At 47.7% G+C, this 20,355-nt stretch carries 19 protein-coding genes; 2 read left to right on the plus strand and 17 right to left on the minus strand.

The window, feature by feature from the left end; all coding sequences use genetic code 11:
• Nucleotides 1-64: 64 nt before the first annotated feature.
• From V8F51_RS16320 to V8F51_RS16370, 11 genes are all read right to left on the minus strand, one after another.
• On the minus strand, nt 65-742 hold the full coding sequence (locus tag V8F51_RS16320; protein WP_337101351.1) for a DUF4166 domain-containing protein: 678 nt from the start codon (nt 740-742) through the stop codon (nt 65-67).
• A complete protein-coding gene (locus V8F51_RS16325) occupies nt 726-1,691 on the minus strand; it encodes a DoxX-like family protein (protein ID WP_337101352.1) in 966 nt (321 codons plus the stop codon). The genes V8F51_RS16320 and V8F51_RS16325 overlap by 17 nt, the downstream gene beginning before the upstream one ends.
• A 5-nt stretch (nt 1,692-1,696) precedes the next feature.
• On the minus strand, nt 1,697-2,140 hold the full coding sequence (locus tag V8F51_RS16330) for a thiol-disulfide oxidoreductase DCC family protein (protein ID WP_337101353.1): 444 nt from the start codon (nt 2,138-2,140) through the stop codon (nt 1,697-1,699).
• A gap of 111 nt (nt 2,141-2,251) precedes the next feature.
• Entirely contained in the window at nt 2,252-2,896 is a 645-nt protein-coding gene (locus V8F51_RS16335; RefSeq protein WP_337101354.1) for a response regulator transcription factor, read from the minus strand.
• A 42-nt stretch (nt 2,897-2,938) separates the two neighbouring features.
• Nucleotides 2,939-4,276 carry a sensor histidine kinase gene (locus V8F51_RS16340; protein WP_337101355.1) on the minus strand — a complete coding sequence of 446 codons (1,338 nt, stop codon included), beginning with the start codon at nt 4,274-4,276 and terminating at the stop codon, nt 2,939-2,941.
• Nucleotides 4,277-4,398: 122 nt separating this feature from the next.
• Complete coding sequence (locus V8F51_RS16345) at nt 4,399-4,617, minus strand: cold-inducible protein YdjO-related protein (RefSeq protein WP_337101356.1); 219 nt, start codon at nt 4,615-4,617, stop codon at nt 4,399-4,401.
• A 33-nt stretch (nt 4,618-4,650) separates the two neighbouring features.
• Nucleotides 4,651-5,739 (minus strand): lactonase family protein, encoded by a 1,089-nt coding sequence (locus V8F51_RS16350; RefSeq protein WP_337101357.1) that lies wholly within the window; start codon nt 5,737-5,739, stop codon nt 4,651-4,653.
• Between the two features lie 328 nt (nt 5,740-6,067).
• Nucleotides 6,068-6,784, minus strand: coding sequence for a DsbA family oxidoreductase (locus V8F51_RS16355; protein WP_337101358.1), 717 nt, complete (start codon nt 6,782-6,784; stop codon nt 6,068-6,070).
• 205 nt (nt 6,785-6,989) lie between these two features.
• Nucleotides 6,990-7,646: a spore cortex-lytic enzyme gene (gene sleB, locus V8F51_RS16360; protein WP_337101359.1), complete on the minus strand. Its 657-nt coding sequence runs from the start codon at nt 7,644-7,646 to the stop codon at nt 6,990-6,992.
• A gap of 300 nt (nt 7,647-7,946) precedes the next feature.
• Complete coding sequence (locus V8F51_RS16365) at nt 7,947-8,801, minus strand: alpha/beta hydrolase (protein ID WP_337101360.1); 855 nt, start codon at nt 8,799-8,801, stop codon at nt 7,947-7,949.
• Nucleotides 8,802-8,974: 173 nt separating this feature from the next.
• On the minus strand, nt 8,975-9,547 hold the full coding sequence (locus V8F51_RS16370; protein WP_337101361.1) for a TetR/AcrR family transcriptional regulator: 573 nt from the start codon (nt 9,545-9,547) through the stop codon (nt 8,975-8,977).
• 283 nt (nt 9,548-9,830) lie between these two features.
• Between V8F51_RS16370 and xerS the strand changes: the two genes are divergently transcribed.
• Nucleotides 9,831-10,910 carry a tyrosine recombinase XerS gene (gene xerS / locus V8F51_RS16375; protein ID WP_337101362.1) on the plus strand — a complete coding sequence of 360 codons (1,080 nt, stop codon included), beginning with the start codon at nt 9,831-9,833 and terminating at the stop codon, nt 10,908-10,910.
• Nucleotides 10,911-10,930: 20 nt separating this feature from the next.
• On the opposite strand, the gene V8F51_RS16380 is transcribed toward xerS, so the two are convergent.
• From V8F51_RS16380 to V8F51_RS16390, 3 genes are all read right to left on the minus strand, one after another.
• Nucleotides 10,931-12,736 (minus strand): ABC transporter ATP-binding protein, encoded by a 1,806-nt coding sequence (locus V8F51_RS16380; RefSeq protein ID WP_337101363.1) that lies wholly within the window; start codon nt 12,734-12,736, stop codon nt 10,931-10,933.
• Between the two features lie 28 nt (nt 12,737-12,764).
• Nucleotides 12,765-14,501 carry an ABC transporter ATP-binding protein gene (locus V8F51_RS16385; protein ID WP_337101364.1) on the minus strand — a complete coding sequence of 579 codons (1,737 nt, stop codon included), beginning with the start codon at nt 14,499-14,501 and terminating at the stop codon, nt 12,765-12,767.
• Between the two features lie 390 nt (nt 14,502-14,891).
• Nucleotides 14,892-15,425, minus strand: coding sequence for an ADP-heptose synthase (locus V8F51_RS16390; protein ID WP_337101365.1), 534 nt, complete (start codon nt 15,423-15,425; stop codon nt 14,892-14,894).
• Nucleotides 15,426-15,588: 163 nt separating this feature from the next.
• Between V8F51_RS16390 and V8F51_RS16395 the strand changes: the two genes are divergently transcribed.
• Nucleotides 15,589-16,566 (plus strand): YpdA family putative bacillithiol disulfide reductase, encoded by a 978-nt coding sequence (locus V8F51_RS16395; protein WP_337101366.1) that lies wholly within the window; start codon nt 15,589-15,591, stop codon nt 16,564-16,566.
• A gap of 328 nt (nt 16,567-16,894) precedes the next feature.
• Here V8F51_RS16395 and V8F51_RS16400 read toward each other — a convergent pair whose 3' ends face one another.
• From V8F51_RS16400 to V8F51_RS16410, 3 genes are read right to left on the minus strand one after another with little or no spacing between them, the layout of a single operon-like run.
• Complete coding sequence (locus tag V8F51_RS16400; protein ID WP_337101367.1) at nt 16,895-18,229, minus strand: DUF4129 domain-containing protein; 1,335 nt, start codon at nt 18,227-18,229, stop codon at nt 16,895-16,897.
• Nucleotides 18,229-19,380 (minus strand): DUF58 domain-containing protein, encoded by a 1,152-nt coding sequence (locus tag V8F51_RS16405; RefSeq protein WP_337101368.1) that lies wholly within the window; start codon nt 19,378-19,380, stop codon nt 18,229-18,231. Before V8F51_RS16405 ends, V8F51_RS16400 begins: the two co-directional genes overlap by 1 nt.
• Before the next feature lie 10 nt (nt 19,381-19,390).
• Nucleotides 19,391-20,350, minus strand: coding sequence for an AAA family ATPase (locus V8F51_RS16410; protein ID WP_337101369.1), 960 nt, complete (start codon nt 20,348-20,350; stop codon nt 19,391-19,393).
• Nucleotides 20,351-20,355 lie beyond the last annotated feature (5 nt).

The raw sequence follows: 20,355 nt of genomic DNA on the forward strand, positions 1-20,355 counted from the left end.
GTAGTCTATTGCCATTATACAACGTTTACTAGGAGCATGACAAAAAAGGATTATGAGAGAGCATTTATTCGCGGCTTTCACTGCGAAGCGGTTTAATGCCGATTGGAATGGCTTCCTCGTCCGTGGTTATGAATGAAGCCTGGAATGCACCCTCGTAACGGAACACCGTCCCGAGCAGCTTGTTGCGTACCTGAACCGTAATTCGATAGCAAGCCTGCTCGTCATCATACCATTCGCATACATCGGCGAAGCCCGTTAGCAGACTCGGAAAAATAAATTGCAGCTTTCCCTCATAAAAACGCTGCTCACCGGAGCAAATGCGCAGTCCGCCGTTAGGTGTGACCGACAGCTCAAGATCGACCGCTAAATGCTGCTTGTTGCCTAGATAATCAACGATCGCTTGACGGCGCTTGCTAAATACCATTGTCGCATCAAAATGTCTAACGATTCGCGGGAACTCGAACTTGCGAACCCAGGTAACCGTCTCTCTGCCTGAAGGGTCGACATACGCATAGTTCTCAATCGTGAAAGGAATGTTGCGCCCGCCATTCGGAAACATAATATGACGGAACGTGCCTAGAAATAGCGGCAACAGCGCCCACTTGGAGTACCAGATTTGTTTCATTACGCCGTGTCCGATCGATGCTTTACGATCGCAGCTGCTGAACCCGAACCGCTGCTGGATGCGCGGGTGAAGCTTGCCAAAATCGGCGCCAAGCGCTTGCTCATAGATGGACTTCATGGACTTTCCCCCTTCCTGACTTACGTGTTGCAGGCGGTTTTCTAATACATCTGGATGCACTTGGCAGGAAGTTTCGAGTTTTGTAGGCTGCGAAGCAGCAAGCAAGCATGGGCAGTGAAACGGTAACGGGGTTAAATGGGGATTGCAGCATTTCAGGATAGACGATGCAGATTGGAACGGTTAACAGAAGCAATAAAGCAGCTTGTAATATGGAAAACCATGCGGAACGATGACCGATTGCAGCAGCTAGACCAAGGAATAGCTCGAGTACTCCGATCACGCGGATCATCGGAACTTCGTAGCCTCCGAACATGCCGGTATGCTGCATAATATCGAACTCTCCACTTGTCTCTGTATAGATAAGCTTAGGAATAAGGCCCATATAAAACCAAAGCAATCCTAACGTAATGACACTCGTATAATGGACAAGAGCTCTGCCCGCGGTGACGGACGGCGGAATACGATGCTCCAGCCATATCCGCAGACGATCGAAGCTCCAAGCCGTTGCGAAGCCGAACAGCGGTCTGAACAAGGCGGTATCAAATAGCTTGCCCATGAGGCCGAAGCGGGTTTGATAGTCGTAGAGAGTGATGAACTTAACGATGCCATCCCCTTCCGGTTTGTAGCTCCAATATCCCCCGCCTTGGCTGATCAGAGACACAGCCTGATCCGAGCGGAAGGAAAGCGTCGATAGCCGAGCTTCTTTCCCGTCTTTCCCTGCTTTCTCTTTGCTTGTCGTTATTCCCGTCCCTTCAATCTCCAGACCAAAGCCAATTCGCGTACGATATTGAAAATGTTGTTCTGCCTCTTCTAGTTCACGGGGCAAATAGTTAATCTCAGTGAAACGCAAATCCCATTGCTGGTGCAGCTCGGGCTGCTGTGTATGAACCCACAGTTCTTCCAACGGCGATTCAATATTTAGCTCTACGTAGATCGGCTTCCGCTTCACAACGTTCACTCCTTGTTATTGTTTATAAGTGGTTCATCGATAAACCGCTCGCGCAAGGCTGCATTCGGCAGCAGACAGCTTTCCGATCTGCCAAACCAACGATAGCGATTGCTGGCGATGAAGCTATACACGACATTTCGAATTGGCGCAGGTACGATAATGAACGGATAGAGCAGCGGCCATAGGCCGTTCAATTGGCTAAGCACTCTCAAGGCGGCTCCCGACTTCGTATAATAACGTCCGCCGCGAATGTATACGAACGTATCCAGGTCGTGGAGCGGAAGACCTCCCTCAGCAAGCAGCCGCTGTCCGATCTGCGATTGAAGCGAGGCGAATTGGAACTTAGCCTCCTTGTCGCGCTTGATGACGAACTTCGTGATGCCGTTGCATAGGTGACAATGCCCATCAACGAGCATGATCATTGGTTGCTTCTGTTTATTTTCGCTCATCTTGTTCAACCCTCTCTGCTTGCTTCTATCTTAAAGCTGACCCTACATCTCAGGGCAGACCTAACTTTTGTAGTACGATCGACAAAGGGGTACTACGATTTGTAGTACCCCTTAGTTTTTATTGCCCTCTGATTCATCCATTAGACCACGTTTCTTCACTTTCTCGATCGCTTCCTTGCTGCTTTTGACACCAAACTTTTTGAGCATTTTGTTCACCTGATTTTTGAGTGTGCTTTCCGCTTTATACAGCTTCTGCTCGATTTGGCTCTGCGTATGCCCGGTTTCAATAAGCTCAAACACTTCCCGCTCGGCCGGAGTTAAGTCTTTAAGCTGCTCTTCTCGTTTGAGTCTGGCGAACTCCTTAAGCAGCGCCTCCATTGGGGCTGGGTAGAGATGGGCATTCCGAATCGACAGCGGCAGCTCCTTGAACTGGGTTTTCTCCAAATATTGAATCGCTCCAGCGGTGAAAGCTTTCGTCATCGATTGTTCATCATTTAATGACGTTAACATAATGATCTTCGCCGACGTCAATCCGTGCAATTCCATCGCGGTCTGAATGCCGTCAAGTCTGCTGCCAGCCAGCTGGATATCCATTAATATAATATCGATCTGCGTCATCTGCGCTCCCCGTACCGCGTCATCGGCATTCGTGGCTGCACCAACAACGAGAATATCCTCTTCGCGGTTCAAATAGGAAGTAATGGCTTTGATCCAATCCGGATCGTCTTCAACGACGTACACCTTAATATGATTCATCTGAGCACCCTCCTGGCGCGCGAATTCCACGTAACCTGCCTCTTAACCCATTCGAACTACTTTATGGCGGGGAAAATAAAACGATACGGCAAGTCCGCCTCTCTCCCCGTTCGCAAGCGTCACGCTGCCGCCGCTTTTCGCCATCACATTGTAGACATACGATAAGCCAAGACCGTAGTTTTTGCCTGATTTGCCGCTGCTGTAGAACGGATCGAATACTCGGTTCAGCTGCTCCTGCGGAATGCCTTTCCCGCTGTCTTGAATCGTAAGCACGACCGCGCGTTTGACAGCTTCCAGCTTAATGTTTAATCTCCCCTTTCCTTCAGCAGCCATTGCTTCGCAGGCATTAGTTAACACGTTGCTGATCGCTTCAGCCAAGTGGAACGGATCGCATACAACGACCGGCTTAACCTCATAACTGATTGCAACTTCCACAGCATATTTTTGGAAAAGACCGCTGTGATGGGCGATGCATTGCTCCATCAGCTTATCGAGCCGGGTCGATTGCTCCTGAAGCTCGATCGGCCTCATTTGATTGTGAATGCGCGATACGATGCTTAGCATATGCTCGGTAGCATTTTCGATAATTTGCATATGCTGCCGTGATTGCTCGCTGACTCCGCTATCTACGGTGTAGATGCTTTTCAAATTTTCGGTGCTTATGGCGATTTTGCCAATCTCGTTCTTAATGGAATGATTAAGCAGCGCCGTACCGGAGCTCACCGCCTGCATCGTGCTTAGAAGCGGGTCTTGCTCGAACTTAAGTCTGACGCCAAGCACTCCGTACAGAAACGTACAGAGCAGCGCGAGTGCGAAGGAATAGATCATAAATACCGAAATGTATTGAAAGAAATCAAAGGATGGATAGATCACTTTAGCAACATAGATAAAGATAAGAACGCCAAGCAAGGGCGGCACGATGATCAGCATCGAGATGAAGCGATTTCGTTTCATGCGAGCATCTGTTTCTTGCCAGAAAGACGTAATGAGCAGATAACAGGTCATTAAATAATAAGGCGCGCTGCATAGGAGCAGCACGATATAAAAGACACTGCGATTCGGCAAACTATATTCTAGAATAGCCATAATAGCCGATGGAATAAGCAGCAATAACTTCGCCCTTCGATTACCTCGCCCCGTACGTAGCTTGTCCGCATACAATAAGCTGAATATAAGAACGCCATACGGAGTTATCGTATAGTTTAATAGCTGAACAAGTCTAGCAGCACCTATCGCATTGTGACTAACTAACCAATCTGTAGTACCGCCAATTGCAGCGAAAAACAGGAAAAAAGACGCCCAGCGGCTTGATTCGCTGCTTCGATTGTTAATCCACACAATAATGGCAGCTAGCAGCAGCGCGGCAAAATAAAATAACATGACGTTGTACCGTCCTTATTTATCGAAGAATAACTTTATCCTACCATAGATTGGCAGCGCTGAGAACGTTAAAGCCCAGCCACCTTGGAAGGGGCTGGGCTTGCTTTACTGTTATAAATAATTTAAAAGTCGGATTTAGGCTTGCGCGGCTGCGGCTTCGCTTTGTTCTGTACGGCTGGCAGATGTCTCATGCTTCGAAGCATTGGTCCTTTGCAGATTGGGCATGCCTGCTCTGTCGCAGACGCGAACTCATCTCTTACCCATGCTTTGCAGTCGCTGTTTTTACATTTCCATATTTTCGTCGGTTTAAGCTTCGGTTTTGCTTCATCGCTAGTAGTCACGCTTGTGTATCCCCTTTTTCATTTCAATGCTCTCTATACGGTTATATATACGGGTTGAACGCATACCGGCTTGGATACCGATACGTTATTTCCTGTGAACGTAAGCTCACCGCTAGCTTGATCTACGGCGAACGTCGCAATATTGTTCGTGTCGCGATTCGCTGCGAGCAGGTAACGTCCACTTGGCGTTAATGCAAAATGACGCGGGTGTCCGCCTTGAACGGAGATATGCTGGATCGTCGCCAGCTTGCCCGATTGCTCGTCTACCGAATAAACAACTATACTATCATGACCACGGTTGGAGCCATACACATATTTACCATCATTGCTAATTGTAATTTCGGCAGTGGAATTGTCGCCTTCGAAGCCTTCAGGCAATGTCGATACCGTCTGAATCGTCGATAACTGGCCCGATTGAGTATCATAGGCAAATGCGGTTACGGTTGAATCTACCTCATTAATGACATAAGCATAACTGCCGTTCGGATGGAACGTCAGATGACGAGGTCCTGCTCCAGGATGAAGTGCTGCTTCCGCTACAACAATCAGTTTACCAGCTTCCTTGTCTACCTTGTAAGTGACAATTTTGTCCAAGCCTAAATCTTGAACGAGCAAATAACGTCCGTCCGGGCTATAGAACGAGGAATGCGGATGCGGTCGGTCTTGCCGCTCTGGATGAACACTGCTGCCTGAATGCTGTGCTACGTCTAGTTGCTCTCCGATAAGTCCATCTGCTGTCAGAGCATGTAAACCGATCATTCCGCCATGATAGCTTGTAACAGTTGCAAATCTTTTTGAAGCATCCAATTGAATATGGCATGTCGTTGAGTTGACCGTCACAGTTCGGTTAAGCAATGCTAGCTTGCCTGCTGCTCCGTCGATGGCGAATGCTGCCGCTTCCCCAACCTTACGGCCATCCTCCGTCGTTGTCTCGGAAATGGCGTACAATCGATTGTGTTCTGCATCCACTTGAACGAACGTAGGATTTTTTAATCCTGCGTATTCGTTTAATAGCGTTAATTGTCCAGATTCTTCATCAAAAGCATACACGTAGACTCCGCTCTCTTCGGCCTCCGAATAGGATCCGGCGAAGACAAGCAAGCGCTGTTGCTCTGCACTCACGTATTATTCCCCCCAAACCATTTAACAAGCACGTTCCCTATTATAAGTTGAATAGCGCAGCAAAACAAATCTTGACGGCGATCAATTTATGATTTTTGATCGTTGCTGCCGTCCTCCGCCCTCTTCGCTAATACCCATATTCGTCCCGACCATTCGATTGTATCGCCGACTTGGATGCCGGAGGCAAGCTTCTGCAATGGTACTTTGCTTATCCTTCCATCACAATTAATTTCTGCGCAGTCAAAAAACAGACGGCTCACTATCGCCGTCCGCTTTATTTGACATTTGCTGTTGTTCTGTTCTGATTCAGCAGAATCGATTCTGTCCATTACGAGCGTTTAGCGTCTGGCGCACATACACCATCCGTACATAATACATCATCATCGCCTTCAACTTGAACGAGCGTCGGATGTTTTTCCTCCCAAGCTTTGATCAAAGTGCTAAGGAAGGTTTCAGGCGATTGCGCTCCGGATACTGCATATTTGCGGTCGAATACGTAGAACGGAACGCCTCGTATGCCAAGCGTACTCCCTTCGTCTTCTTCACCGCGCACGGCGTCTGCGTAGTCGTCAGACGCGAGTATTTGTGCCGCAGCTGCGGCATCAAGCCCCACTTCTCCCGCAAGCTGAGCTAGTGTCTCACGGTTACCGACGTTGTCATTGTCTGTGAAGTGTGCTTTGAATAGTCTCTCCGAGAGTTCTGTATCTTTGCCTTGCGAAGCAGCGTAATGCATCAGACGGTGTGAGTCGAACGTATTGGTAACGACTTGACCATCAAAGTTGAATGTGAGACCGACTTCTGCTGCTTGCTGCGCGACATTCTCCGTATTCGCTTTCGCTTGTTGAATCGACATGCCGTATTTTTTGGAGAGCATTTCAAGCGTGCTAATACCTGAATTCGCATCTGCGCCTGGATCAAGCTCGAAGCTGCGGTATATGACTTCGATTCGTTCCTTATGTTCGAACTTATTTAATGCCATTTCAAATCTTCTTTTGCCAATATAACAGAACGGACATACATAATCCGACCATATTTCTACTTTCATTGTTAGAAGCACCTCCGAATAATGGTTGTAAAATCACTTAATATCAAAACGAGAGTTACTTTCATTATAACCGATTCATACAAAATTGCGAACCTTGAGAATTGCTATTCTTATTTTGTTTACATAATTATATTTATGTCGTTATTATAAATACCTAACAGAAAAACAGCGTCTAGAGATTATTAATCTCTAAACGCTGTTCATTTTAAACTGCGAAAATATGGCGGCCGATCTTCAGTGTCTGTTGTCTCGTCCAGATCCACTTCGATGTAGCGGTATCCGGGTTAAAGTAGTACAACGCGCCGTTAGTCGGGTCGTTGCCGCGAATCGCTTCTAATGCGGCTTTGTACGCCGTCGAATCCGGCTTCATATAATATTGTCCATCGTCAACAGCAGTGAAAGCGCCTGGCTGTTCGATTACGCCTTGAACCGAATTCGGGAAGCCCGAAGCGGCAACACGGTTCATCACGACAGCTCCGACTGCGATCTGGCCTTTATAAGGCTCTCCGCGCGATTCTGCATAAATGATACGAGCAAGCAGATCAAGCTCCTTCTGATTGACGGATACTTTCTTCAGCGTCTCCCATGTTTGTTTGCCGGCAATGCCATCCACCGCAATGCTGTAGTCCTTCTGGAATTTCATCAATGCATCGTACGTATCATCGCCAAAAAACATCGTAATCGAGCTGTCGAAATAACCTAATGTTTTCAATCGGTATTGCAAGTCCGGTACGTCAGGACCTGTGCTTCCGTATTTTAATGTTGCCGGTGCAGCCGCATTCGCATGCGTGGTTGGTATCGACAGGGCGAGCATAATACCGATCAATAATGCCATACTATAATTAATCAATCGTTTATTCATCGTTATGAATATCCTCCTTATTCACCGAATCGTTTATCGTTCGAATCGTGTAAAACGATCATCGGCCGTTGGTTTTTACGAGTGTAGCATAAGCTCTTGATTAAATGTAACCTCTATCTATAAATTACATATATTTACTAGTTTTCATTTTTCTCATTTACTGATATAATTTCACGTCGTTTATGAGCGCATAACCTTAGAGCCCCAACGGTTTAAGCGAACAGCTGAAACGTTAATTAAAAATGACCGCTAATCTAAATTAGCGGTCATTCGTCTATAGTTTAAAAGCCGTTATTTATTTCAAGAGATCAAATCAATGATTTGTTTGATTGCTTTTTGGGCTTCCGGAATCGGCAAGGCAGGAAAGACATGGTTCATTTTTGGATATTCGTTGTAATTGATCTTGATGCCTTCCTTATTGGCTCGATCTCTAAACTTTCGCGCGTCAGCTAACAGCAGTTCATGAGTTCCAATAAACAAGGAAATTTCCCCCAACCCTTGTATATCACCGTTTATTGGGCTTAGAAGATAGTGATTCGGGTCTGTGTCGCCCGCATATAGTTTGCCGATGATGCCGAGTCCATATGAACCTAACATAACATCATTTATCTCGAATTTCTGAATATCTGGATTGGACAATGTGATATCTAACCATGGAGAGAGCAATATAATTCGACTCGGTTGAGGTAGGTCTTTTTCCTTTGACAATTGAGCTAATGCTAGCGCAAATCCACCGCCTGCCGAATCTCCCATAAATATAATATTTTGCGGAGAGGTTTTCATTAACAGCTTTTCGTAAATGGGGAGTACTTGAGCGTACGATTCATGATACTGGTGATGAGGGACTTTTGGATAGACAGGTACAACAAAAGTGGCATTGCTCAGATCTGATAATGTACGTATGAATTTCCAATGTGCACCCAGAGGCTGATTTACATAACCTCCACCATGTAAATATAAAATAATTTTTTCATTGGCTTGTTGTTTTCCTTTTAATACATAACAATCCTTGCCATACTGGTGTTCCATTGCAATATCCATTTTCTGTTGGATTCCTATAGGCAAAATATATGGTTTTGCATTCTCGATTCGTTTCTGTTCGAGGAATTTCACAAACTTCGCTTTGTTTGAATAACGTTGTTTTGTACCTCTCATTAATAAGATATACTCTACAAGCTTGCTCCGTATACTTCGCTTCATCTCAAAGTTCCTCTCTCATTGTATTTTTCAATACATGTGGAACGCGAGTATATATATCCTGCACAAGCCAATGCTTCATCCACATTCCAGCCGAGTTTGACTTCATCTTAACCACAAACAAACTATTCCTAATTTGCTCTTAGTGCTTTTTTGATAAAATGAGTGACATTTGCTATATAGTCTTCAACTAAAATATCGGTACGATATATATAGCAGTCTTCTACTGCTTGCTCCACCATCGACACGACATATCTTCCTGCCAGACTCGGGTTAATTAACGGATCCACTTCACCCTTGCTTTGGAATTGAAAAAGCATTTGTTCAACTAAGCGGTAAAAGGGTTCAAATAACTTTTCCCACTCTAACGGGTCCTCCACAACTCCTCCACCATTGTTGAGAATCGCAAAAACATCGCGGTATTCCCCCATTTGATAGCAGGCTGCCGAAATCCCTCTCGAGACAACCTCTTCAAAGGTCTGTAACCCCTCCGTTTCCCTCCGGATCGCGACCAGAACACTTTCCAGCATTTCTTGCGCGAGAGCAGTGATCACGGAAGTTTTGGAGGGAAAGTACAAGTAAAAGGTTCCCTGTGCCACTCCTGCTCGTTTTACTATTTTTGAAACTTTGGTTGCTTCTAATCCATCCTCGGCTAAAACTTCTCGTGCAGCTACAAGTATCTCATTGCGTCGATCTTGTTTCATCCAATACCCCCACATTTCATATGACTGACAGTCAGTCAGTTCGTTAACAACATAATATTCCATTGCTTTTCACTTGTCAATACACGCCGATACAAAATGCTGTACCCTATTTAATTTTACGGTTCTCGTTGTGACTTGGTCATGTGATTGCTACAATATAGGAGATTAGATCGTTTGTTTAAGATGAAATTTGAACGACCCACTCAAACATAATGACATAAATATAATTATGTAAACTTAATACCGTTAATATTTTGAAACATTAACAATGAGGTGCAATCGAATGAATATCATTAAGCAAAAAGACCGGCTGGAGCTCGATAAAAAAATTCTCACTATGCCCTGGTTCATCGAAAAGTTTATCAACTATAAGCTGCCTGACCTGTCCCCCTCCTCGTTGCTCGAATACATCCGAGACTATGATACTTTCCTGAGATGGTTGATGGCTGAAGGCTTGTCCTCGGCAAGTGATGTCAAGCAAGTAACACTGCTCGAGCTGGAACAGCTTCATATGGACAGCATCGACGGCTATCGGATGTTCCTGTCTACCTATAAGGAAGAGCGTAACAGCAAGACGACGATCTCACGCAAGCTGTCCTCCCTTCGCTCCTTGTTCCATTACTTAAGCCAAATTGCCGAGGACGAGCAGTTCTACCCGTTACTGAAACGGAATGTGATGGCCAAAGTAACGATCAAGCGGACACATAAGCCGAAGGATACAGCTGCCAAGCTAGAAGGAAAGCTGTTGCAAGAAGAAGAAATATCGGAATTTATGTTCTATGTGCAGCAGCAATACGAGACGGATATTGCTTCTAATAAGCAAGCGCTGTACTCCTATGAGTTGAATAAAACAAGAGATGCGTGCATTATCAGCTTCATTCTGCACTCGGGGCTTCGCGTGTCGGAGCTCGTTAATTTGAATGTGGACGATGTGGACGTGAAGAAGAAGCTTGCACATGTGTACCGCAAAGGACGTAACGACGATAACTTTAAAACGCCAGTCTATTTTCGCCAAGAAGCGGTAGAAGATTTGCAAGCGTATTTACAGCTGCGGGAAACGCGATATAAAGCTCAGAAACGTGAGAAGGCTTTGTTTTTGGCGATCGCCAATGGCAAAAACGAAGGTGCGAGGATGACGAAGCGTGCGATTCAGGAGATGGTTATCAAGTATGCCAAGCGATTCGGCAAGCCGTACTTATCTGTCCATAAATTAAGGCATTCGTTCGCAACGGACTATTATCTCCGCAACGATATTTATAAAACACAAGAGCAATTGGGCCACGCCTCACCGGAAACGACACAAATTTATGCGCATCTCACCGATAAGACGATGGCCCTTGCCATTGATCGAACGAAAGAATAGGAATAAGTGCTGTTGTTTGACTAACTAGTCTGCAAAATAACGGACTCCTGCATCGACAGCTGCGTCAACACAAGGTTCGCATACAGCCCTCCCTGCTTCATTAGCGCTTCATGCGAGCCTTGTTCCGCTATACGGCCGTCCTGTACGACGAGAATAAGATCTGCGTCTCGTATCGTGGACAACCGATGAGCGATAATGAACGCCGTCCGTCCTGCAAGCAGCGTCTGGAGCGCTTCCTGGATATGCTGCTCTGTCTCCGTATCGACGCTGGATGTCGCCTCATCGAGAATGAGGATGCGTGGATCGGATAACAATACCCGTCCGAATGCCAGCAGCTGGCGCTGACCGACCGACAGCTTCGAGCCTCGTTCCTCCACCTCGGTTGCGTAGCCGTCCGAGAGCTGCGCGACCACACGGTCTAATCGTACGCTCTCCCCCGCTTTGCGAAGCTGTTCACCACTCGCATCCTCGTTACCGTAACGCATATTTTGCTCCACCGTTCCCGCGAAGATGAACGAATCCTGCAGCACGATCCCCATTTGCTTGCGCAAAGATTCCAATGTTGCATCCTTCACATCCATCCCGTCAATTCGTACGCTGCCGTCAGTTGCGTCATAGAAACGCATGAGCAGATTGACGATCGTACTTTTGCCAGCGCCGGTTGGGCCAACGAGGGCCACGCGTTGACCCGGCTTCACCTTAAAGCTGACGTCATGAAGCACATCAGGCTTATTCTCTTCATAACGGAAGGAGACATTCTTGAACTCCACTCCTCCTGATATTGGCGGCAGCTCGCGGGCGTCGCTGCTGTTTTTCACCTCGGAGTCAGTATCCAATACCTCAAATATACGTTCCGCGGATGCCATAGCCGAGAGCAATTGACTGTATACCTTCGACAAGGCGCTGAGCGGGCCCCAGAAACGCCACAAATAGTTGATGAACGCCATAATGAAGCCTAGCGACAAAGCGCCGTCGATAACGCGAATAGCACCGAACCAAACGACGATACAGGTGCCGATCATCCCGATCATCTCGACAAGCGGATAGACAGTCGATTCAAGCGTTATGGCGCGCATGAACGCTTTCTTATTACGCGTGTTGATATCGTTGAACTTGTCGTTATTTTTATTTTGGCGCGAGAACGCTTGAACGACCCGAATACCTTGGATCGTCTCGTTCAGGTTGCCGTTGATTGCGGACATCGTGGAACGCGAACGCGACCAAGAGCCCTCGATCTTCGGCCTGACTCTGGCAACGATTAAATACAATAAAGGCATCATAACGAACGATAGGATGGCAAGCTGCCAATCCATCCAGAACAAGATGATGACAATGCCGATCAAATGCGTGACTTCCATTACCATCGTTATTAAGCCGCCGTTGATCAACTCGCCGATGGCGTTCGTATCATTCGTTATCCTCGACATAATCTTCCCTGCCGGACGACCGTCGAAGAAACGGAACGACAACGATTGCAGATGATTGAACAACTGCTGGCGCAGATCGAATAAAATCCTTTGGCCAGTGAAGTTAATCCATCTCGTGTGCATCCAGCTGAACAGCCAGCTTATGATTCGGATGCCGAGTAATGACGCCCCTAGCGCAGTAATGACGGCATAGTTTTTGTCCCCAATGCCTTTATCGATCAGATAAGCTAGTATAATCGGCTCGGATAAGCTTAGCATCATGTTGAGCAGTACAATGACAACAACTAAGCTCATCAGCTTTCGGTACGGGTATAGGTAGCGCAGCATTCGCCGCATATATTTCATATTAAACGGTTTTTCCTCGATATCTTCATCCATATCCCATTCGACTTGACTCATGCAGCACCTCGTTTCTTAAGTAAAATGGTTATTTATGCAGCGCAATCTGCTTCTGACGGTTGAATAGCTGGCTGAAGAAGCCGCCTCGCTCATTCAGTTCCTTATGCGTGCCTTCCTCGGTTATGCGTCCGTTCTCAAGTACGATAATCCGGTTCGCATGTTGAATGGAGGATAAGCGCTGAGCAATAATGAATGTCGTCCGCCCCTCCATAACCTCCAGCAGCGCTTCGTGAATCGCCGACTCGGTTGCGGTGTCAACGCTTGCCGTCGCTTCGTCCAGGACAAGGATCGGCGGATCCATGAGTATCGCGCGCGACAGCGCTACACGCTGACGCTGACCGCCGGAGAGACCAACGCCTCGTTCACCGATGCGCGTATTGTAACCGTCCGGCAAACCGACTATAAAGTCATGTATTTGCGACTTTTTGGCTGCATTCTCGATCTGCTCCTGCGTTGCATCCGGGCATCCGTATGCGATATTATCACGAATTGAAGCAGAGAATAAGAACGTTTCCTGCGGTACAATGCCGATGCTCTGGCGCAAGCCATCGAGGTCGTAGTCTTTGACATCAACGCCGTCTATGAGCACCCGCCCGCTTGCAGCGTCATAAAATCTGGACAACAAGCCGATTAAGCTGCTTTTGCCGGAACCGGTCGAGCCTAATACGCCGATAACCTCGCCTCGATCAACCGTGAACGATATGCGGTCCAAAATCGGGCTGTCCTTCTCTTGATCTTGGTCGTCGAAATAAAAGGAAACGTTGTCAAACGCAACATTGCCGCTCATACCGTCAGTTGAAGCACCGTTTGTTGGCGACGCGATATCGACCTTCGTATCCAACACCTCGAACACGCGGGGAGCAGCCTTCATCGCCTGTTGCATAATGTTGATCTGCCAACCAAGCATGTTGAGCGGCCATATAATTCCCCATGTGTACCATTGGAACGCCATGAACGTTCCGAGCGTCATCTCGCCTCTCACGACGAAGATAGCGCCGATCCATATCATGAGCACGAAGGTAAGTCCGCCATAGAAGCCCATCTGAGGGAAGGCGCGTGCCTCCAGCTTGGCACGTTCCATGTTCGTCTCGAAGTTCTGTTCATTGCGCTCGGCGAACTTCCGCTCCTCAACCTTCTCTGTAGCGAACGACTTTACGACTCGTATACCCGAAATATTTTCCTGAAGCGTCGTTGTTAACCGTCCCATCTGCTCCCGAATGTTACTCCAAGCAGGTCCGACTTTATGATTGAATCTCCACAGGACGAATAAGATCAGCGGGATCGTCACAAGACTTATTAACGTAACCTTCCATTGCATCGACATCATAAAGATGACCGTTCCCAAAAAGGTAAGCATGCCCGTAATGAGATTCATCGCCCCGAAACCGACGAAGTTTTTGACCGAATCGATATCCCCTGTCATTCGGGACATTAATTGCCCCGTCTGAGCACGATCGTAATAGGAGAAAGATAGCCGTTGCAAATGCGAATATAATTCCTTGCGTAACTGGAATACGACATTTTGCCCTACAAGCTCCTGCGAATAGCCTTGTACGAACATCGCTCCGCTCTTAATCGCCTGCACGCCGATAAGCGAGAGCGTCAACCAGAATACGACAGACATATCTTTTTTGTCGATCCCCTTATCGAATATTTCCCTGAGGATCCATGGCGCTACTAGATCGATCAGTGTTGCTACCACCATAATGGTTAAAGCGGTTACGACCCATTTGGCGCTTGGCCTTACGTAGACCATAATTCTCATGAACGTTTTCATTTCGAGTTTGCCAACCCCTTTCTGCTGCTTATGAAATCAAAAAGACCGCAAGCCGTAGATAGGCTCGCGGTCTTCGTATTACCGGCTGACAGCATAGCGATTTCGCTATACGGTCACCGCTTTGCGAAGGCAGGCCGGTCGGCATGTTTGAACAATTGGTTGGAACTGATTCGACAGCGCGATGTTACGGCCTTGCTCGCCAACAGTCCAATTAAACATACGATGACCCCCTTCTTCTTTAATTTCGGTAGTATTGTTTTCTAACCCATCCAAATCTTAACACCTTGGCAAATAGATGCGCAAGAGGCTAAACAAAAAAAATACGCCTTGACAGCCGCCCATCATTCATTGGCAAGCGGCGTCCAGCGCTTTCTTCTTTTATGGCTCGTTCGACATTTCCAGATCCTCTGACGATATGCCTTCTTCTACCGCAAACTCGAAATCCTCTATATCATAGACCTGAACCGGAACGCCGGCCTCGATGAGTCGGTCTTGAAATTCGAATTGATCGGATAAGAGCGGAATGCCCAGCTTCATGCCTGTGAGCAACAGCTCGGTTTCAATCGGGTCGAACGTCTCTCCATAGTGCGCATTATCTACGCCATGCACAACCGTAAACTGGATCAACTCATTCAGGAGCAACGGCGAGCTCTCGCGCCATGGCACTTGCATCGCTTTCTCAATCTTCTTGCGGTTAAGCGGATCCTCGAAAAAAGCGATCAGATCGTTAATCTTCGCTTTAACGTGACCGTCATCATCCGGGTCATCCATGACCGGATCGGCTCCGTCTCGCATCTCATATAATTCGGCAATCGAAGAATAAGGAACGACATAATCTATTGGCCGACTCGGTACGAGCAGATGCCCATACGTTGCTACTAATACTGCTTCTATCACAAAACGCCGCTGCATGCTGGCTCCTCCTCACGTAAGAACGGTTACACATTATTATACAATATTCCATTGCCTGTACAAGAGAGTCAAACGCCAAATTTGCATAAACACGGTTGACCCAAGTAAAATGATCGATAGATAAATAAAGATAACGACTGGTTTCAGGAGGGAACATCATACGATGCAGAAGGAAGAAGCTATCATTATAGGAGCAGGTCCTTGCGGCTTAGCTGCAGCAATAGAGCTGCAGAGAATCGGCTTGAATCCACTCACCATTGAGAAGCGTAATATCGTTTATTCTATTTCGCAATACCCGACCTATATGCAATTTTTCAGCACCCCGGATCGGCTGGAGATCGGGGACATCCCTTTTACGACTGCTAGTGAAAAGCCATCGCGTCTTGAAGCGCTTCATTATTATCGAGTAGCTGCCCAGCGCCATCAAATACGTGTGCAAGCTTATGAAACGATCAAAAGCATTGAACGCGAGGACGATGGCTTCGTCGTCAAAGGTGAAAATCGGTTCGGTGAACCGCGCTCCTACTTTGCCCGCTACGTCATTATCGCTACCGGTTACTTCGATAACCCGAACGTTCTCGGAATTCCTGGCGAAGAGCTTGATAAAGTGAGCCACTTCTTCCGCGAATCCCATCCCTATGTCGGCATGCATGTCGCCATTATCGGCGGCAGCAACTCGGCTATCGATGCTGCACTGGAGCTGGAGCGTGTTGGAGCTAAAGTAACGGTTATTTATCGCGGTGAATCTTACTCCTCCAGTATCAAGCCATGGGTTAGACCGGGCTTCGAGAAGAAAGTGTCCCAAGGACTCATACAAATGCGATTCAGCTACACTGTTACAGCCATCGGCAACAATGACATTACTATACAAGGACCGGAAGGCGTCGAGCTCATTCCGAACGATTTTGTCCTTGCGCTTACCGGCTTCCACCCCGACCGCAACTTCTTAACGCAAACGGGCGTAACGATGGAAGCTGAAGGTTATCCGACCTTTAATGAAACGACGATGGAGACGAATGTTCCTGGCATTTATCTCGCCGGCGTCGTAGCTTCCAGGCACGAGGCGAATGAAATCTTTATCGAATCCGGCCGTTATCATGGCAACAAAATAGCAGACCATATTATGAGCAAACGTGACTAATCCAGCTCGCATAATACAAAAATGGCGGTGCCAGGGAGGTTATCCCCGCATCGCCATTTATGCCCCTCAGTCTATTGCCGTTCTCGTGTCAAATAACGCCGGAATCCCCCAGTTGAGTGGATATCATCCAGTCAAATCGGCTAAATAACATCAAATCAGCAGTTTGATTGGATTTCCTACAGGCTAATGCGGTCAGTTTGGTGGGATTGAGCTGCACGAGCGAATTAAGCTGTATATTTTCCACTCAAGAGCGAGTCACCAACGTTCCACTGCCTGTTTGGCTGATAATTTCCACTCTAAACAGAGACAAATACTCGTACGTTACCCGCTACTGGATATCAAGCTTCCGCTTTAGATCGGCTACCGTCTCGTCGCTTGGTGACTTGTCACCGTAACGAACAGCTTCATAGACATCGATAAGCGGCGCTACATGTTCAGATGCAATAACGGTTTGTTTCTTATTCGCCATATCGGCGGCTATCTCACGAGGCGTTAAGCTAGGAATGACAGTATAGCCTGTCTTCATTCCGCCATGCAGCAGTCTCTTGTACAAATAACGAATCCGCTCGGCGTTCGATTTCAGATCCTGCCAACCAGGCTCCTTGTCCTTCCCTCGAAGACTCAATCTCCGTAGCGATCCGTTTAATTGATCCTTCAGCTTCGTATACGACATTAAGCTTTCGACTTCATCCGAATAGTTCGCGTCATCACCCTGTCGATCTGCGCTTCGCTCCCATATTTTCGAGATGAAGGACTGAACGAGCCGATACAGCTTTTTACCTAAGTAATAGAGCAGTATACAGACGACTGCAATGACGAGAATCGTTGCAGCGATCTTCAATATCTGCTCCAATAGAACGACCCAATCAGCAGGAGGCTTGGTCTCGGCCTGAGGCAATGCCGGAGGCGGCGCTTCACTAGGCGGCTCGCTCTGCACCTCGTTCTCCCGAGGTCGATTCATCCATTCCATAATCGAATCGATGATTTGCTTAATGAAACGTTCGACAGCATGTTGAATTTGCCTGAACATCGTTATTATGGCTATGACCACGAGCAGCAAACCGATCCAAAGCCGATTTTGACGCTTGAAATCAAGCGTTGTCTTCGATTTGCCCGTGTCGGCTGTCTCCGCGCCAATATGTCTCTCATTCGCAATGAAGAAAAACAAAATAACGGTCGCAATTCCGCAGCAAATGAGCGCGACATTATAGGAGGATAGCTCTTTTAACAAAAAAAGCTTGAGCGGCTGAACAGCTATATATGCGCATACGGCTGTTAACAGCTGCGAGTTTGGAAAAGAATTGAACCATCCACGTATCGTCGATGCCATGCCTCGATAAGCGAAAACAGCACCAATAAGGCTGCAGATCACGACAGGTATTGGACTTAATCCTTGTTCAACAAGCAAGAAAGTTAACAGCGTTAACAATAAGCCTAAGCCCGCTGCAAGCAGCAAACGATATATTCTTCGCTTGATCGGCTTTGCCCCTATTATGGCGGAGCCCGCCCAATAGCCGATACCTAACGAAACGCTCCAAGCCCAGACGGAGCTATCGTCAATTGTGTATACGGCTGCGGTTAAGACGAAAGGCAAGAAAAATAACAGCTCCACGTAGCCTTGGACGAGGGATGCCATCGAGCCTGAACGCATCATTGACTTCATTAAGCGATCACCTCTTCCGCTTGCCCGCTTGCAGCTTTACCAGCTATATTCGACTGTTCTGAGCTGCGCTTATCGGAAGGGTCGGTTAAGTGCCACACCGCGACGGCATTTCCGTTGTATCGCAAATGCTCCGCTGCCTGCTCGAGCGACTCATTCCAATACGCGGAGATGACCAGAATATCCAAGTCATGCAGTCCGCGGTCAGCCTCCATTTCCAACAAACGATCGAACAGCTCTGTTCGCTCGATCTCCAGCTTGGCCATGTTCTCGAATATAGTCATAAGCTGCTCATGGCCGCCTCTTGGCTCAATGCGAACGCTGTCTCGCTCCCCGAATAACGGCATATTCGTCGCGAAGCCCACTTCGCTTCCCTCTGCGATAACGGCTTCAGCAGCACCGGCCGCCCACTCGATGCCTTGTTCAATGAGCGAATCATTTGAGACCGAACGCCACATGCCCTCCGCATCGTCCACGTTCAAATAAATCATTAGCCGGCGGTCGGCGGTAAAGTCATGCTGATGCACCTGCAGCTTCCCCGTCCTCGCCGTTGCTTTCCAGTTAACCTGCTTAAAGTTGTCGCCAGGCTGATATTCTCGAACGCCCGCTATGACGAATGGATCGCTGACGATCCAGCGCTTGACCGTTTGCTCGCCCTGCCAGCTATGATAGGGGAGCTCTTGAACAGGCACTTGTGCCGGCTTCGGATAAACGATCAGCTCGCTCGAGAGCGGAATCTGACGCGATGCGCTTGTAAGCCCAAGCAAATCGCCGCCCGTCAGCGTCACAGTTTGAAGACGATACCAGCCTCTTCTCGCACAAGTGAAGCGATGTTTGCGAGTCACCTTCGTATACGGCCGGAAGGTAAAGAAGCTCTTATGATTCTGGGAGAGCTGCCCGCTGCTGACGGCAAAGTTGTCATCATGCTGGAATCGCAAGAAAGCGGACAATTGCGATTCTACGCGCAGCCAAGGAACGGGCAGCCACTTGCTGTTGGAAATCTGCTCGACCAGTTCAACCTGCTCGCCGCGATAGCTTGTCTTTTGCTGAAAATGCCTTTCATAGCTAATATGCTTAAGCGCATATCGGCGAAATACACGGCTCTGTATGAATAAAATGATAACAGTGGCGACAATGAACCAAAATAATAGCATCGCCTGCCGCCTACTTCACAGCTAAGCCGGCTTCCGCTGGCACGGGCGTCTGGCGAATAATATCATCAATAATCGCCTCCGCATGGTTATGGCTGCGCTGCAGTCCGCGCAAAGCGAGACGATGCGCAAGAACCGGCCTAGCCATCGCCTTAATATCGTCAGGCGTTACGAAATCGCGTCCGCGAAGAATGGCATGAACCTGAGCGGCGCGCAAGAGCGCTTGGCTGCCGCGAGGGCTGACGCCGATCGCGACCTCTTCTCTCGATCTTGTCTGCTCGACAAGTTGAAGCAAATAACCAAGCACGTCATCTGAAATCGTTACAGCAGTATAAGACTGCTGAGCCTGCACAATAGCAACTTGCTCTGCTACAGGCTCGAGCGACTGCAAAGGATCATTGTCCTTGAACCTTTTTAACAGACGTATTCCCTCTTCAGTTGTCGGGTAGCCCATCTTTATTTTGAACAAGAAACGGTCCAGCTGCGCTTCCGGCAGCGGGAACGTACCATGATGCTCGACCGGATTTTGCGTCGCGATAACCATGAACGGGCGCTCAAGCCATTTTGTTTCTCCGTCTATACTAATCTGCCGCTCCTCCATACATTCGAGAAGACTGGATTGTGTGCGCGGAGTCGCGCGGTTAATCTCATCCGCCAACAGCAGATTCGTAAACAATGGTCCAGGACGGAACTCGAATTCGCTTTGCTTCTGATTATAGAAATGAATGCCGCTTAGATCCGACGGCAATAAGTCCGGCGTGAACTGAATCCGCTTGAATTGCAATGACAATGACTTAGCTAGCGACTTGGCCAGAAGCGTTTTGCCTGTTCCCGGCACATCCTCTAACAGCACATGTCCTGATGTGATTAGTCCAATCAGCAGCAGATCAATTACTTCTTCTTTTCCAATAATGACACGGCCGATGTTGCTTCTAACGGTTTCAGCTAATTGTTTGACAGATTCGAATGACATGTACG

Source organism: Paenibacillus sp. YIM B09110, assembly GCF_037167145.1.
Classification (GTDB): Bacteria; Bacillota; Bacilli; order Paenibacillales; family Paenibacillaceae; genus Pristimantibacillus.

Bases quoted from the DNA above. Each gene is read 5' to 3' on its own strand.
- V8F51_RS16340 (WP_337101355.1), bottom strand. From the start codon at position 4,276: ATGTTATTTTATTTTGCCGCGCTGCTGCTAGCTGCCATTATTGTGTGG.
- V8F51_RS16320 (WP_337101351.1), bottom strand. From the start codon at position 742: ATGAAGTCCATCTATGAGCAAGCGCTTGGCGCCGATTTTGGCAAGCTT.
- V8F51_RS16405 (WP_337101368.1), bottom strand. From the start codon at position 19,380: ATGCTATTATTTTGGTTCATTGTCGCCACTGTTATCATTTTATTCATA.
- V8F51_RS16370 (WP_337101361.1), bottom strand. From the start codon at position 9,547: ATGAAACAAGATCGACGCAATGAGATACTTGTAGCTGCACGAGAAGTT.
- V8F51_RS16400 (WP_337101367.1), bottom strand. From the start codon at position 18,229: ATGAAGTCAATGATGCGTTCAGGCTCGATGGCATCCCTCGTCCAAGGC.
- V8F51_RS16355 (WP_337101358.1), bottom strand. From the start codon at position 6,784: ATGAAAGTAGAAATATGGTCGGATTATGTATGTCCGTTCTGTTATATT.
- V8F51_RS16365 (WP_337101360.1), bottom strand. From the start codon at position 8,801: ATGAGAGGTACAAAACAACGTTATTCAAACAAAGCGAAGTTTGTGAAA.
- V8F51_RS16385 (WP_337101364.1), bottom strand. From the start codon at position 14,501: ATGAGAATTATGGTCTACGTAAGGCCAAGCGCCAAATGGGTCGTAACC.
- sleB (WP_337101359.1), bottom strand. From the start codon at position 7,646: ATGAATAAACGATTGATTAATTATAGTATGGCATTATTGATCGGTATT.
- V8F51_RS16390 (WP_337101365.1), bottom strand. From the start codon at position 15,425: ATGCAGCGGCGTTTTGTGATAGAAGCAGTATTAGTAGCAACGTATGGG.
- V8F51_RS16395 (WP_337101366.1), top strand. From the start codon at position 15,589: ATGCAGAAGGAAGAAGCTATCATTATAGGAGCAGGTCCTTGCGGCTTA.
- V8F51_RS16380 (WP_337101363.1), bottom strand. From the start codon at position 12,736: ATGAGTCAAGTCGAATGGGATATGGATGAAGATATCGAGGAAAAACCG.
- xerS (WP_337101362.1), top strand. From the start codon at position 9,831: ATGAATATCATTAAGCAAAAAGACCGGCTGGAGCTCGATAAAAAAATT.
- V8F51_RS16330 (WP_337101353.1), bottom strand. From the start codon at position 2,140: ATGAGCGAAAATAAACAGAAGCAACCAATGATCATGCTCGTTGATGGG.
- V8F51_RS16335 (WP_337101354.1), bottom strand. From the start codon at position 2,896: ATGAATCATATTAAGGTGTACGTCGTTGAAGACGATCCGGATTGGATC.
- V8F51_RS16410 (WP_337101369.1), bottom strand. From the start codon at position 20,350: ATGTCATTCGAATCTGTCAAACAATTAGCTGAAACCGTTAGAAGCAAC.